The sequence below is a fragment of the Longimicrobium sp. genome (assembly GCA_036387335.1).
Taxonomy (GTDB): domain Bacteria; phylum Gemmatimonadota; class Gemmatimonadetes; order Longimicrobiales; family Longimicrobiaceae; genus Longimicrobium.
Window position 1 is genome coordinate 24,475 of the sequence record DASVTZ010000203.1, and the last position, 14,527, is coordinate 39,001.

At 71.3% G+C, this 14,527-nt stretch carries 11 protein-coding genes; 8 read left to right on the forward strand and 3 right to left on the reverse strand.

The window, feature by feature from the left end; genetic code table 11:
* Positions 1–282 precede the first annotated feature (282 nt).
* Positions 283–3,273 (forward strand): BamA/TamA family outer membrane protein, encoded by a 2,991-nt coding sequence (locus VF647_20145; protein ID HEX8454402.1) that lies wholly within the window; start codon positions 283–285, stop codon positions 3,271–3,273.
* 388 nt (positions 3,274–3,661) lie between these two features.
* On the opposite strand, the gene thiD is transcribed toward VF647_20145, so the two are convergent.
* From thiD to VF647_20160, 3 genes are all read right to left on the reverse strand, one after another.
* A complete protein-coding gene (thiD, locus tag VF647_20150) occupies positions 3,662–4,450 on the reverse strand; it encodes a bifunctional hydroxymethylpyrimidine kinase/phosphomethylpyrimidine kinase (GenBank protein ID HEX8454403.1) in 789 nt (262 codons plus the stop codon).
* Between the two features lie 217 nt (positions 4,451–4,667).
* Positions 4,668–5,564 (reverse strand): M48 family metallopeptidase, encoded by an 897-nt coding sequence (locus VF647_20155; protein HEX8454404.1) that lies wholly within the window; start codon positions 5,562–5,564, stop codon positions 4,668–4,670.
* Positions 5,561–6,403 carry a M48 family metallopeptidase gene (locus tag VF647_20160; GenBank protein HEX8454405.1) on the reverse strand — a complete coding sequence of 281 codons (843 nt, stop codon included), beginning with the start codon at positions 6,401–6,403 and terminating at the stop codon, positions 5,561–5,563. Before VF647_20160 ends, VF647_20155 begins: the two co-directional genes overlap by 4 nt.
* Before the next feature lie 72 nt (positions 6,404–6,475).
* On the opposite strand from VF647_20160, the gene VF647_20165 reads away from it, so the two are divergent.
* From VF647_20165 to VF647_20195, 7 genes are all read left to right on the forward strand, one after another.
* Positions 6,476–7,240, forward strand: a complete 765-nt coding sequence (locus VF647_20165; GenBank protein HEX8454406.1) for an RNA methyltransferase — start codon at positions 6,476–6,478, stop codon at positions 7,238–7,240.
* 7 nt (positions 7,241–7,247) lie between these two features.
* Positions 7,248–8,018 carry a prepilin peptidase gene (locus VF647_20170; GenBank protein HEX8454407.1) on the forward strand — a complete coding sequence of 257 codons (771 nt, stop codon included), beginning with the start codon at positions 7,248–7,250 and terminating at the stop codon, positions 8,016–8,018.
* A 116-nt stretch (positions 8,019–8,134) separates the two neighbouring features.
* Positions 8,135–9,163, forward strand: a complete 1,029-nt coding sequence (locus tag VF647_20175; protein ID HEX8454408.1) for an alpha/beta hydrolase-fold protein — start codon at positions 8,135–8,137, stop codon at positions 9,161–9,163.
* Between the two features lie 544 nt (positions 9,164–9,707).
* Positions 9,708–11,096: an RNB domain-containing ribonuclease gene (locus VF647_20180; protein HEX8454409.1), complete on the forward strand. Its 1,389-nt coding sequence runs from the start codon at positions 9,708–9,710 to the stop codon at positions 11,094–11,096.
* Between the two features lie 224 nt (positions 11,097–11,320).
* Positions 11,321–12,037: an alpha/beta hydrolase-fold protein gene (locus VF647_20185; GenBank protein HEX8454410.1), complete on the forward strand. Its 717-nt coding sequence runs from the start codon at positions 11,321–11,323 to the stop codon at positions 12,035–12,037.
* A gap of 108 nt (positions 12,038–12,145) precedes the next feature.
* On the forward strand, positions 12,146–13,144 hold the full coding sequence (locus VF647_20190; GenBank protein HEX8454411.1) for a hypothetical protein: 999 nt from the start codon (positions 12,146–12,148) through the stop codon (positions 13,142–13,144).
* Positions 13,141–14,511 carry a circularly permuted type 2 ATP-grasp protein gene (locus VF647_20195; protein HEX8454412.1) on the forward strand — a complete coding sequence of 457 codons (1,371 nt, stop codon included), beginning with the start codon at positions 13,141–13,143 and terminating at the stop codon, positions 14,509–14,511. The genes VF647_20190 and VF647_20195 overlap by 4 nt, the downstream gene beginning before the upstream one ends.
* Positions 14,512–14,527 lie beyond the last annotated feature (16 nt).

Genomic DNA, 14,527 nt, shown 5'->3' on the forward strand with positions numbered 1-14,527 from the left:
ACCTGCCTTCGCAGGTTCCGGGGGGGGGCGCGGGGGCGGGTGCCGCGACGCCGCGTGATGACACCGGGGGATGAATCCCCCGGCTGGAACGACGCGAAGACCGCTGAAGCGGTCTCGTGAAATGTAGCATTGGAGCCGGGAGGCGGGCTCACCGCCACGCCGTTATTCCGTGGTGCAGGCGGATGCAGCCCGCGAGTCCGCGAAGGCGGACTTTGTGCTGTTGTTGCAGCGAGTTCACTCGCCAACCTCGAGCAGATTCAACCTTCTTCCGCATCCCTCACCATGACCCTCCGCCGTCTCGCGCTGTTTTTCGTGGCGCTCCTGTTCGCGCTGCCGCTGGGGGCGCAGGTGCCGCCGAACGTGGAGTGGCGCACGCTGGACACGGAGCACTTCCGCGTCCACTTCACGCCCGCGCTGGAGCCGCTGGCCCGGCGCGCCGCGGACCGCGCGGAGACGGCGTACGCGACGCTGCGGGAGGTGCTGGTGCAGGCGCCCAGGAAGAGGGTCGACCTGGTGCTGAGCGACAACGTCGACTTCTCCAACGGGTACGCTACGCCGCTCCCCAGCAACCGCATCGTGGTGTACGCGCACCCGCCGGTGGACACGCCGGAGCTCGCCTTCTACGTCGACTGGCTGCAGCTCGTGGTGTCGCACGAGCTCGTGCACATCTTCCACCTGGACTACGCGGCGGGCTTTCCGCGGCTGGTGAGGAGGGTGTTCGGGCGCACGCCGTTCGGCTTCCCCAACCTCCTGGTGCCACGCTGGACCCAGGAGGGGCTCGCCACCGCCCTCGAGTCGCGGATGACGCGCGCTGGACGGGTGCGCGCGACGGTGTACGACATGATGCTGCGCACCGCGATCCTGGAGGACGAGTTCTTTTCGATCGACCGCGCCACCGGGTATCCCGTGACCTGGCCGGGCGGGAGCGCTCCGTACGTGTACGGTTCGCTCTTCATGGACTACCTGGGTGACCGCTTCGGGTACGAGAAGCACGGCGAGTGGGTCAAGGCGATGGGGCGCCGCGTCCCCTTTTCGTATGGTGCGGACGGGGCCGCGAAGCGTGCGTACGGCGAGAAGTTCACCGACACATGGGACGAGTGGCGCGACTCGCTGCGCACCGAGTACACGGCGCTGGCCGACTCGCTGCGCCGGCAGGGGCTCACCGAGCCGGAGGTGCTGGTGCAGGAGGGTCGCCGCACCGAGGGGCCGCGCTGGTCGCCGGACGGGCGGACGATCGCCTTCGCCCACTCCACGGGGCGTGAGGAGACTTCGACGCGGCTGTGGAGCGAGGGCGGCGTGCGGGTGCTGGACCCGCGCACCTCGCTGGGCGCATCGGCGTGGCGCGCGGACGGATCGCTGGTCACGTCGATGCTCGACGCGGTCGATGCGTACCGCTACTACTCCGACCTGTACGTCGTCCGCCCCAACGGCGACCGCGACCGCATCACCAGCGGCGCGCGGCTGCTGGATCCCGACGTGCACCCCGCATCCGGCCGCATCGTGGCGGTGCGCGGCGGCGGCGGGACCAACGTGCCCGTGATGATGGCGGCGGACGGGAGCGGCGCGCGCGACCTCGCCGCGCCGTCGCCGGACGTGCACTGGTCGCGGCCGCGCTGGTCGCCGGATGGGACGCGGATCGCCATCGCGCGCTGGCGCACCGGGGCGCTGTACGACGTGGTGGTGCTCGATGCCGCCAACGGCCAGGTGGTGCGCGAGCTGACCAGCGACCGCGCGGTGGACAGCTCGCCCGCCTGGTCGCCGGACGGGCGCTACGTGGTGTTCAGCTCGGACCGCAGCGGCATCTCCAACCTGTACGCGTACGACCTCACCGAAGGCCGTCTGCAGCGCATCACCAACGTGCTGACGGGCGCCTTCGATCCGGACGTGTCGCCGGACGGGCGCTGGATCGCGCTGACGGTGTACCGCGCGGACGGCTACCACTTGGCGCGCATGCCGTTCGATCCCGCGCGCTGGACGGCCGCGCCCCCACTGCGCGCCGAGGTGCGCCAGGCCGGCGCCGGTGCCGATCTGGCGCAGCGCACGGCGGGCGGGGCGGCGCGCGGCTACTCGGCGCTTCCGTCGCTGCGCCCCACCTCGTGGTCGCCCATCCTCGAGTCCGACGAGGCGCTGGGGACCGGGCTCGGTGTGGCGATCGGCGGGCAGGACGTGGTCCAGCGCCACAGCTACGAGGCTTACGCGCAGGTGCATCCGCGCGAGACGCGCACCGAGGCGGGCGCGAGCTACCTCTTCACGGGGCTGGGGCACCCGGTGATCGGCGCGTCGGTCTTCCAGGAGTGGGACCGGGTGGGCGCGTTCGCCACCGTCACCCCGACCGACGAGGCCATGATCGCGACGCTGCTGGAGCGCGAGCGGTCGGCGTCGCTGGTGGCCACCTTTACGCGCCCGCGCTTCCGCTCGTTCAGCTGGCTGAGCGTGGGGGCGGGCGCCCGCCAGCGCGACTACTCGTTCCGCGAATCCGAAGTGTCCGCCGCGGCTCCCAACCCGCCCGCGGAGGCCGGGGGCGCGGTGACGCTGGGGTACTCCAACGCGCGCGGCTACGAGTACTCGGTGAGCCCGGAGGAAGGCTTCGTGGCCGCCGCCTCGGTGGAGGGGCGCCGCTATTTGGACGACGTCTTCCTCGACAACGGCCCCGGCGGCGGACAGGGCGACGCCGTCCGCGGCTACGTGCGCACGACGGCGCGGGCGCAGCACTACCTCCCCTTCCGCGGATGGGGCTATGCGCGCCACGTCCTGGGCCTGCGCGTGGCCGGCGGCGCGGACCACGGCAGCCTCACCCCCGGCTACTCCGTGGGCGGGACGGAGGGCGGGGTGTCGGCCTTCCCCCTCTCCACTTTCGTGACGATGGGGAGCGAGCTGGACCTGCCGGTGCGCGGCTACCGCGAGGGCGTCCTCTTTGGCGACCGGGCGGTGGCGGGGACGCTGGAGTGGCGCTTTCCGCTGGCGCTGATTGAGCGCGGCCGCAGCGTGATGCCGGTGTACCTGGACCGGCTCTGGGGCACGGCTTTCGTGGACGCCGGCCGCACCTGGTGCAGCGACGACTGCCTCACCCGCGGCGCCCGCGGCGAGGCCTCGACGATCGCGTCGGTGGGCGCGGAGCTGGGGCTCAACCTGAGCATCTCGTACCTCCCGCCGTTCCCCGTCCGCGCGGGCATCGGCTTCCCGCTGCGCTCCATCACGGTCGTGGAGGACGACATCGTGCTGCGCGAGCGGCCGAAGCCGCGGGGGTATCTGACGTTTGGGGTATCGTTTTGAACGGGTTGCGCTGCGCGGAGGGCCCCCTCCCCCCGGCCCCCTCCCCCGCCTGCGGGGGCGCAGGGCGGGTGAGGGGGAGAACTACGTGACCGGCGCACAGATCCGGTAGGGGCGCGATTCCTCGTCGCTTCATCGCGCCCGTGCCCGACCCCGCTCCGCCGCCCGCCGACCGGCACCGGCACCCGTAGGGGCAGACCTGCGTGTCTGCCCACCCTTGCCCCCGGCCCGACCCCCGCCCTCTCGCACAAAATCCCGTAGGGGCAGCCCCGCGTGGCTGCCCGTGCCCGCCCGAGCGCATGACCTCCGCGCGGCGCACCAACGCACGCAAACGCCCCTCTACCAGCAGTTTGGGAGAGGGGCAGCGAGGAACGAGCGGGGTGAGGGTCCCTTACACCATGTGGTTCAGCGGCCCGTGCCCGCCCCCCAGCCCCGGCGCGGCCTGCATCGCCCGGCTCACGTAATCCAGCGCATCCTTCACGGCGCGAGTCAGGGGCCGCCCGTGCGCCAGGCCCGCGGCGATGGCGGCGGAGAGGGTGCAGCCGGTGCCGTGCGTGTTGCGGGTGTCCAGCTTGGGGCGGCGCCACTCGTGCCACTCCTGGCCGTCGAAGAGGACGTCCACCAGCTCCGAAGCACGCAGGTGGCCGCCCTTGAGCAGCGCGGCGCGGGCTCCCATCTCCACCAGCGCGGCGGCGGCGCGGCGCATCCCGTTGACGTCGTCCACGGGGGCGCCGACCAGGATCGCGGCCTCGTCCAGGTTGGGCGTCACGAGCGCGGCCAGCGGCACCAGTTCGTCCGCCACGGTGCGCTCGGCGTCGGCGTCCAGCAGGCGGTCGCCGCTGCTGGCGACCATCACGGGATCAAGGACGAAGTGGGGGAGGCGGTGCTCGCGGATAGATTCGGCGACGGCGCGCACCAGTTCGGCGGTGGCGAGCATCCCGGTCTTGCAGGCGGCGGGGTGCAGGTCCTCCGCGACGGCGCGTATCTGCGCGCGGACGACGTCCACCGGGATGGGGTGGACGCCGGTGACGCCGCGCGTGTTCTGCACTGTGACGGCGGTCAGCGCGCTGGTGCCGAAGACGCCAAAGGCGTGGAAGCTCTTGAGGTCGGCCTGGATCCCCGCGCCGCCTCCGGAGTCGGAGCCGGCGATGGTGAGGGCCACCGGAATGCGTTCGGTCATGTTCACATGTCAGCTGTGATACTGGTCGCGCAAAGTTATAGGATTAAGATGTCACGCAAAGGCGCGAAGACGCGAAGGAAAGACACAGAGATGCTTTCTTTGCGCCTTCGCGCCTTCGCGTGATCTCTCGCTGTTCTCCTCTCCGCGTCTCTGCGCCTCTGCGTGAGACTACGCCCGCGAAATGAACGACCCCACCGTCATCGGCGGGGTCGGGGCGCTACTTGTGCCAGGGAAGCTGCTGCGCCGGGTTCAGCGACGGCGCGCCGGGCATCATGGGCGGCGGCGGGGGAAGGGCGTGCAGCCGGCGCAGGAAGTCCTCGTACGAGGGGACCTGCGTGGCGAGCTTCTTCGCCGCGGGGCGCCGCACGCGGATCTCGTCGCGGGTGATCTTGAGCCGCTGGAGCGTCGCCGGGTGCGTGGCGAACCACTGCCCCACGCCCCCCTGCGGAAGCGTCGCCTCCTCCTTCACGAAGCCGTTGAAGAGGCTCACCATCCCGTTGGGATCGACCCCGGAGGCGATCAGGTAGGCCACGGCCAGCTTGTCCGCCTCCTGCTCGTCGTGGCGCGAGTGCGAGGCCGTCCATACCGCGCCGCCGATGTCCAGCGCCTCCTGATTGAGGAGCGGCTCGCGGTCCAGGATCACCTTGTACAGGATGCCGGACATGGAACGCGTCCGCATCTGCCGCTGCATCGTCTTGGCGCCGTGCCGCGCCGCCACGTGCCCGATCTCGTGCGCCAGCACCCCCGCCAGCTCGCTGACGTTGCGCGTGCGGTCGATGAGGCCGCGGTTCACGTAGATGTGGCCGCCGGGAAGGGCGAAGGCGTTGACCCCCTCCGTGTCCACGATGTAGAAGCGGTACGGCACGTTGGGGCGGGCGCTGTGCCGCGCGATCATCCGCCCAAGGTCGTTGACGTACAGCGTCAGCGGCGCGTCATTCACCAGCGGGACGTGCGTGTTGATCTGCGTGGCGATCTGGTCGCCCAGCACCTGCTCCTGCTTCTCGCTCACGCACGCGCCGAGAAGGGGGAGGAGGAGGGCGGCCGCCGCCGTCGTCCGGCGGACCCGCGCCGCGAGGATGCGGGTCCGAAGCTGCCAGCCGCCCGCCCCGCTCACCGGCCGCGGTCCTGCGGTTGCGGCGTCAGGGAGCGCACGCGCGCGCGGAAGTTCTGGTACGCCTGGTTGTCCCTCACCAGCCGCGGGTTGTTGCTGGCGCCCGGGGTGGCCTGGATCATCGCCTGCACGTTGGCGATGCGCTCCTGCGTCTGGGGGTGCGTGGCGAACCACGTCTCCACCTTGCTCGGGTTGCGCTGGCGCTCGCCCAGCAGAGTCTGGAAGAAGGTGGCCAGCCCCTGCGGGTTGTACCCGGCGCGCAGCATGATGTTGACGGCGCCGCGGTCCGCCTCGCGCTCCGCGTCGCGGCTGTAGCCGGCGAAGACCGCCGTTCCCACGCCCTGCACGCCCACCTGCTCGATGGCCCCCGGGTTGCGCCGGAGGACGCCACCGTACAGGATTGAGAGGAGCGTGTTGGCGCCCTGTGCCCGCTGGAGCTGCTCGATGCTGTGCCGCTCCGCCACGTGGGTGATCTCGTGCGACAGCACACCCACCAGCTCGGAGAGGTTGTTGGCGCGCTCGATGGTGCCGCGGTTCACGTAGATGAAGCCGCCCGGGACCGCGAAGGCGTTGATGGCGTCCGAGTTCACCACCTGGAAGGTGTAGCGGATGCCGCGCTGGTCGGCCACGGCGGCCAGCTGGTTGCCGAGCGTGTTGATGTAGTTGCGCGTCGCCGCGTCGTTCAGCATCGGGAGCTGCTGGTTGATCTGGCGCGCGTAGTCGGTGCCGAGCTGGACCTCCTGCTGCGTGCTGACGGTGGCGCAGCCGCCCGCGGCCGTCGCGCCGCACAGCGCAAGCACGGCGGCCCCCCGCCGTGCGCGAGCCTTAAGTGCAAGTGCCATCTTGATCTCCATGCTTTGGATTGTGGGCTTACGGCCCGTTCGAAAAGCAAGACGCGGACCATCCACGGCGCAATGCTGACCCGCCGCGAGGAGCGCCTCCTGCGCACCCTGCGGCAGCGCCGCGCCCGCGAGGAAGAGGGCCTCTTCCTGGCCGAGGGGGTGCGCACGGTGGAAGACCTTGTGGCGTCCCCACTTCCGGTCCGTTTCGCCGTCGCGTCGTCCACCCTGGGTGACACGCCCCGCGGACGGGGCCTTGTCTCCGCCATCGAGGCGCGCGGCATCGCCGTGCACGAGGTGGAGGAGCGCGACTTCCGCGACTGGGCGGACACGGAGACGCCGCAGGGTGTGCTCGCGGTGGCCGAGATCCCGCGCTCCGGCCTGGCCACGATCCCGGTGGACGCGGACCCCGCCGTCCTCCTGGTGCTGGACGCGGTGCAGGACCCGGGCAACTTCGGCACGCTGGTGAGGACGGCCGAGGCGCTGGGGGCCGCCGGCGTCGTCGCCCTGCCGGGCACGGTCGATCCCTGGAACCCCAAGTCCGTCCGCGCCGCGATGGGCTCCTCCTTTCGCCTCCCCGTCGTCGAAGCGGACTGGGACGTGCTGGAGCCCTGGCTGCGCGAGCACGGCGTCGCCACCGTCGCGTCCGCGGTGGGCGCGCCGCCGCCCGATTCGCTTCCCCGGCGTGCGGCGCTGGTGCTGGGCAACGAGGGCGCCGGCGTCTCGGCCGACACCCTGCGCCGCGCGGACGTCACGCTGGGCATCCCCCTGCGCGGCCGCGCCGAGTCGCTGAACGTGGCCGCGGCCGGCGCCATCCTCCTCCACGAGCTCCTTCGCTGACCGTCCATTGACGCCCGACTACCTGATCTGGGGCTACGCGGCTCTCCTGGGGGCCTGCATCGGCTCCTTTCTGAACGTGTGCGTGTACCGCTGGCCGGAGGGGCTGTCGGTCATCCGCCCCCCCTCCCGCTGCGGCGAGTGCGGCACGCAGATCCGCTGGTACGACAACGTCCCCATCTTCGGCTGGATCTTCTTGCGCGGGCGCTGCCGTGCGTGCGGCACCCGCGTCTCCATCCAGTATCCGCTGATCGAGCTGACGGTGGCCTCGCTCTGGCTGGCGGCGGTGCTGAGGCACGGGGTGAGCTGGCAGGCGCTCTCGTCCGCCATCTTCTTCACGCTGCTGCTGGGGATCGCGCTGACCGACGCGCGCACCTACATCATCCCCGACGAGTTCACCTGGGGCGGCCTGGCGATCGGCCTGGCGCTCTCCTTCGCGCCGGGCGGCATCACGCCGCAGCAGTCCGCGCTGGGTGCGCTCCTCGGCTTCGGCCTTCTCTGGATGGTGGCGGAGCTGGGGGAGCGCGCGTTCAAGAAGCAGGCGATGGGCGGGGGCGACATCAAGATGATGGCGATGGTGGGCGCGTTCGTGGGGATGCCGGGCGTCCTCCTCACCATCTTCCTGGGCGCGCTGCTGGGCACCCTGATCTTCGGCCCGATCTCCTGGCGCACGAAGAAGCTCGTCCCCTTCGGCATCTTTCTCGCCCTTGGCGCCGCCATCGCCGAGCCGTGGGGGACCGCGATCGTCCAGTGGTACCTCCGCGAATTCGTGGGCATCTGAGGACGGCTGAACCACGTCTCACGCGGAGACGCGGAGACACAGAGAAAAGCAACAGAAGAGAAGCTTTGTATATGATGCTGTTCCTGTCGTTGTCTCCGCGTTCTCCGCGCCTCCGCGTGAGACCTGCTGTTCGGGGTGCTGCCGTCACGCTCGTGCTCGCCGCTGCCGCCTGTGCCCCGCCGCGGCTGGCTCCCGAGATCGCCGCCGGCCGCGTGGTGGCGGACACCGTCTTCTCGACCGCGCTCGTGGACAACCCGCTCGGCGACTCGCCGTATCGCGCCGTCTCCGTCTACCTGCCGCCGGGGTACGGGCGCACCGCGCGCCGCTACCCGGTCGTCTACCTGCTGCACGGCTTCGACGGCGGCCCGTCGCAGTGGACGGAGCGCTTCGCCCTGCGCTCGGCCATGGACTCGCTGATCGCGTCGGGCAGGGTGCGGCCGATGATCGTGGTGATGCCGGACGGCGGGAACCGTTTCGGCGGATCGTTCTTCGCCAACACCGCATCCACGGGACGCTGGGGGATCTTCCTCGTCCGCGAGGTGGTGGCGCACGTGGACTCCCGCTACCTCACCCTCGCGCGCCCGGCGAGCCGCGGCATCGCCGGATGGTCGATGGGGGGGCACGCGGCGCTCCATCGCGCGGCCGAGCACCCGGAGGTCTTCGGCGCGGTGTACGCGCTCAGCCCGTGCTGCCTGGGCCCCGAGCTCCTGGCCGACTTCGGCGATGCGCCGCGCGCCGCCGCCCTCGCCCTGCGCACGCCCGATCAGGTGGCGGCGGCACCGTTTGGGAGCAAGCTGCTCATCGCGGTGGCCGCGCTCCACTCGCCCGACCCGTCGCACCCGCTCCGCCTCGCGCTCCCGTTCGCCCCCGGGCGCGGGGATGCCCTCGCGCGGTGGAACGAGAACACGCCCGCGCGCCTGGCGCGGAGCTTCGCCGCCAGCCCCATGCGCCCGCGCATCGCCTTCGACGTGGGCACGCGCGACGGCCTCCGCCACATCCCCACGACTACGCGCGCCCTCCACGCGGCCCTAACCCAAGCCGGCGTGCGGCACACCTTCGAGGAGTACGACGGCACCCACGGCAGCCACGTCGCCGAGCGCCTGCGGACGCGGGTGTTGCCGTTCTTTTCGCGCGTGCTGCGGTAGGGGCCCGGCGGGCCCCTACCCCCGCTCGTGAACTCGCGGCCCCTCCCCCAAAACTGCCTGGGGGAGGGGCGGTGGCGGGCGTGGGTGCGCGTCGGCGGGGTTCGTCGCCGGGGCGGGCACGGGCAGCCACGTGGGGCGGCCCCTACCGGGATTTGTGCGCGGGGTAGGGGGTGGAGGTGCGGCGGGCGGCGGGCAGACACGCAGGTCTGCCCCTACCCGGTGGCGGTGTGCGTTGGGCAGGGCGGTGGAGCGGGGTCGGGCACGGGCGCGATGAATCGCGCCCCTACGGGATCTGTGCGCCGCTCACGAAGTTCTCCCCCTCACCCGCCCTGCGCCCCCGCAGGCGGGGGAGGGGGCCGGGGGGAGGGGGCGCTCCAGGGCCCTCCCACCGCGGCCCGCCTCTCGCATCCCATCATCGCGACCCAGCCCGCTCCCACCCGCACCCGCAGAGGCCCCTCTGTCCGAACTGAACTCCGCCGCTCCGAACAGCACGGACATCGCCCAGATCGAGGCCGCGTTCCAGCGCAAGCGGGCGGAGCTGGGCGTGCGCATCGACTTTCCCGCGGAGGTGGTGCGCGAGGCGGACGAGGCGGCGAAGCGCGACCCGGCGGCGCTCGCGGACATGACAGAAGTGCCGTTCATCACCATCGACCCGCCGGGGAGCCGCGATCTGGACCAGGCGCTGTGCATCCAGCCGGCGGAGGATGGGGGATTCCGGCTCTGGTACGCGATCGCGGACGTGGGGTTTTTCGTGGATCGCGGGGGGGCGGTGGAGGCGGAGGCGTGGCTGCGCGCCCTCACTTTTTACGCGCCCGACCTGCGCGCGCCCGTGTATCCGCCGTCGCTGTCGCAGGGGGCGGCGAGCTTGCTGGCGGACCAGCTCACACCCGCCATCGTGTTCGCGTTCGAGCTGGACGCGCGCGCGGAGATCCGCTCGCTGCGCATCCAGCGGGCGCGGGTGAGGTCGAGAGCGCAGCTCACGTACGAGCAGGCGCTGGGGCACGTGGAGAGCGGGGGGAAGACGTTCGCGGAGCCGTGGGCGGCGTCGCTCGTGGAGCTGAAGCGCTTCGGCGAGGAGCGGAGGAAGCGGGAGACGGAGCGTGGGGGCGTGTCGCTGCCGATCCTGGATCAGCACGTCGAGCGCGCGGCGGCGGCGCGCCTGGGCTACGCGGTCGAGTACGAGCAGCCCAACGCCGCGGAGGACTGGAACGCGCAGGTGTCGCTCCTCACGGGCCACGCGGCCGCGCTGCGCATGCTGGAGGGGCGCGTCGGCCTGCTGCGCACCATGCCGCCGCCCGAGGAGAAGCGCGTGGAGCTCTTTCGCCGCGTGGCGCGGACGCTGGGGTTCGCGTGGGACGATGCGACGAGCTACGCGGAGTTCGTGCGCTCGCTCGATCCCAAGCACCCCCGCGTGACGCCGCTGCTCTGGCAGGCGCGGCGCGTGTCGCACGGGTCGGACTACGTGGCCTTCGACGGCGACCCGCCCGCCGATCCGCTCCACCACGCGCTGGCGATGCCGTACGCGCACGTCACCGCCCCCCTCCGCCGCCTCGCCGACCGCTACGTGCTCGATCTGCTCGTGCAGCTCGAGGCAGGAGGCCGCCCATCCGCCGCGGAGGTCGAGACGCTCTGCCGCGTTCCAAAGGTGATGAACGACACGGAGACGCGCGCCAACAAGCTGGAGCGCGGCGTGGTGGACATCGCCGAGGCGTGGACGCTGCGCGGGTGCGAGGGCAAGCTCTTCGCCGCCACCGTGCTGGACGCGCGCGGAAGCCACCTGGAGGTGCAGATCGAGGACCCCGCCGTCCGCGTGCAGGCGTCGGGCGGCGGCGAGAAGCCGGAGATCGGCGGGCGCGTGCAGGTGCGCCTGGACGCGGTGTCGCTGGACGACGGGCGGATGGATTTCAGCGTGGCGGAAGGGACCGGGGCCTGAACGGCGGGGCGCGGCGCCGGGGCGGGCACGGGCAGCCACGTGGGGCGGCCCCTACGAGATCACGGTGCGGGGGGGCGGGATACCGGAGCGCCCCGGAGTTCTCCCCCTCCCCCGCTTGCGGGGGAAGGGGGCCGGGGGGTGGGGGCTCGCTCCGGCGCGGGGCTTGCGTGCCGCCGCGTGATCCTGAAACGAGACGTCCACAGGCAGCCGGAGCTTCGATCCCCTTGCACCGCGAGCACCACCGCTGGCACAGCCCGTCGCTCGACCGCGACATGGATCTGCTGGTCTTCGGGCACGCGGGAGCGCGCGTGCTCGTGTTCCCCACCTCGATGGGCCGCTACTACGAGTGGGAAGACCGGCGGATGACGGAGGTCCTCGGCGACCACCTGCGCAACGGCTGGCTACAGCTCTACTGCGTGGACAGCGTGGACGAGGAGAGCTGGTACGCGCGCCGCAAGCACCCCATCGACCGGGCGAGGCGCCACCAGCAGTTCGAGGACTACGTGCTGCGCGAGGTGCTCCCCCTCTCCTGGCAAAAGAACCCGAACCCGTTCCTGATGGCGACGGGGGCGAGCTTCGGCGCGTACCACGCGGTCGACATCGCCTTCCGCCATCCGCACCTCTTCGGGCGGGTGCTGGGGATGAGCGGCCTGTACGACATCAGCCAGTTCGCGGACGGGCACATGGACGGCAACGTGTACGGGCACAACCCGTCGCACTTCGTCCAGCACCTAGGCCACGAGCACCTGGAGGGGCTGCGGCGGATGGACATCATCCTCGCCACCGGCCACGACGACCCGAACGTCGACAACGTGAAGTACCTGTCGCGCACGCTGTGGGACAAGGGCGTGGGCAACGCCCTGCGCCTGTGGGACGGCTGGTCGCATGACTGGCCGTACTGGGAGCGGATGCTTCGCCAGTACATCGGCGGAAGCGATTGAACAGCAGTGCCAAGTGCCCAGTGCTCAGTGCCTAGTTACTTCGAGGCACCCCACTCGGCACTTCGCACTGAGCACTAGGCACTTTTTCCCCGAACCGAGACACCGCCGATGACTTTGAAGATCGGATTGATCGTGGGCCGCGAGTGGTCGTTTCCGCCCGCGTTCATCGAAGAAGTCAACAGCCGCAACGAGGGCGTGACCGCCGAGATGGTGCAGCTCGGCGCGCCGGCCATGGACGATCCCTGTCCCTACGCGGTGATCGTCGACCGCATCTCGCACGAGGTGCCGTTCTACCGCACCTACCTCAAGCAGGCGGCGCTGCAGGGGTGCCAGGTCGTCAACAACCCGTTCATGTGGACGGCGGACGACAAGTTCTTCGGCGCGGCGCTGGCCACCAAGCTGGGGATCGCGCATCCCAAGACGGTGGTGCTGCCCAACCGCGACTACATCCCCGGCATCGTGCACGACGAGTCGCTGCGCAACCTACAGTACCCGCTGGACTGGCAGGGGATCGCGGACTACATCGGCATGCCGTGCATCCTCAAGGACGCGCACGGCGGCGGGTGGAAGGAAGTGTACGTCTGCCACACGCTGGACGAGCTGATCCAGAACTACAACAGCTCCGGGCTCCTGACGATGATCGTGCAGGAGTTCATCAAGTGGGACCAGTTCATCCGCTGCATCTGCCTGGGGCAGGAAGTGGTGATGCCCATCAAGTACGACCCGGGCGAGCGGAAGTACCACGTGGCGCACGACCACCTCTCGCCCGAGCTGGGGCAGCGCGTCGTGGCGGACTCGCTGAAGCTGGTGAGGGCGCTGGGGTACGACATGAACTCCATGGAGTGGGCGGTGCGCGACGGCATCCCGTACGCCATCGACTTCATGAACCCCGCGCCGGACATGGACCTGTACTCCCTCACCCCGCACTATTTCGAGTGGGTGGTGAAGGCGATGGCGGACATGACCATCAAGCTGGCCAAGAACCCGCGTCCGCAGGTGCGCGAGGCGGGATGGCAGCAGCTCTTCGCCGGCAGCCGGCACACCGGGGGCGGCGGGCCCGTGCAGGACGCGGTGCCGGACGGCTCTTCCGCGCCCGTACCCGCGTGACCGGGGAGGCCGCCGCGCTGCGGGACGCCGTCGCCCGCTACCACGACCTGCTGGGCGACGACGCCCTCGCGGCCGACACGCACGCGCGGATGGAGGAGGAGCACCGCCGCCGCGGGATGTTCTTTGGCGACCGGCCGCTGTGCAGCGTCCTGCGGCCCCGCTTCCTGACGCCCGGCCAGTGGGTGCACATCCGGCGCGGCGTGGAGACGCTGATGCGCGCCTTCCACACCGCGCACGAGGCCGCCATGGCCGACGCGGAGTTCCGCCGCCAGTTCCGCCTGCTGGATTGGGAGGAGGAGCTGCTGGAGGCGGACCCCGGCTTCCGCGATCCCAGCCCCACGGCGCGGCTGGACGCCTTCTTCGATCCCGACGACGGCTCGCTCCGCTTCACCGAGTACAACGCGGAGACGCCGGCCGGCCCCGCGTACATGGACGCCCTCTCCGAGGTCTTCCTCGCCACGCCGGCGATGGGGGAGTTCCTCAAGACGCACGCCGTGCAGCCGCTCCCCGCGCGGCACGGGGTGCTGCACGCGCTCCTGGGCGCCTTCCGCGAGTGGACGGGAACGCGAGACCTGCCGCGCATCGGCGTGCTGGACTGGGACGAGGTGCCCACGCGCAGCGAGCACCGCTTCTTCCAATCGTACTTTCAGTCGCACGGCATCGCCTGCGAGCTGGCGGACCCGCGCACCTGCGAGTACCGCGAGGGCAAGCTGATGTCGGGCGACTTCCACATCACCCTCATCTACAAGCGGGTCCTAATCGACGAGCTGGTGCAGCAGATGGGGCTGGACTCGCCCGTGGTGCGCGCGGTCCGCGACGGGGCGGTGTGCATGGTCAACCCCTTCCGCTGCAAGGTGCTCTACAAGAAGGCGTCGCTCGCCGTCCTCTCCGACGAGCGCAACGCCCACCTCTTCTCCGCCGAGGAGCGCGCCGCCGTTGCCGCCCACGTGCCCTGGACGCGCGTGGTGGAGGAGCGGAAGACGGAGAAGGATGGCGCCACCATCGACCTCCTGCCCTGGGCGATGGAGAACCGCGAGCGCCTGGTCCTGAAACCCAATGACGACTACGGCGGCCGCGGCATCGTCCTAGGCTGGCTGGCGAGCGGCGAGCTGTGGGAGGACACGCTGCGTGGCGCCCTCGAGGCGCCGTACGTGGTACAGGAGCGCATCCCCCTCCCCTCCGAGCCCTTCCCCACCTGGACGGACGCCGGGGTGCAGATCTACGACCGCATGGTGGACCTGGCGCCCTTCATCACCGGCGGCGCCACCGTCGACGGCGCCCTCACCCGCATCGCCACCGACCCGCTCCTCAACGTCACCGCCGGCGGCGGCTCCAGCGTCGCGACCATGCTGGTGGAGGCGCGATGAGGGCGTGCTGGCCCGT

Bases quoted from the DNA above. Each gene is read 5' to 3' on its own strand.
- VF647_20190 (HEX8454411.1), top strand. From the start codon at position 12,146: ATGACTTTGAAGATCGGATTGATCGTGGGCCGCGAGTGGTCGTTTCCG.
- VF647_20160 (HEX8454405.1), bottom strand. From the start codon at position 6,403: ATGGCACTTGCACTTAAGGCTCGCGCACGGCGGGGGGCCGCCGTGCTT.
- thiD (HEX8454403.1), bottom strand. From the start codon at position 4,450: ATGACCGAACGCATTCCGGTGGCCCTCACCATCGCCGGCTCCGACTCC.
- VF647_20145 (HEX8454402.1), top strand. From the start codon at position 283: ATGACCCTCCGCCGTCTCGCGCTGTTTTTCGTGGCGCTCCTGTTCGCG.
- VF647_20165 (HEX8454406.1), top strand. From the start codon at position 6,476: ATGCTGACCCGCCGCGAGGAGCGCCTCCTGCGCACCCTGCGGCAGCGC.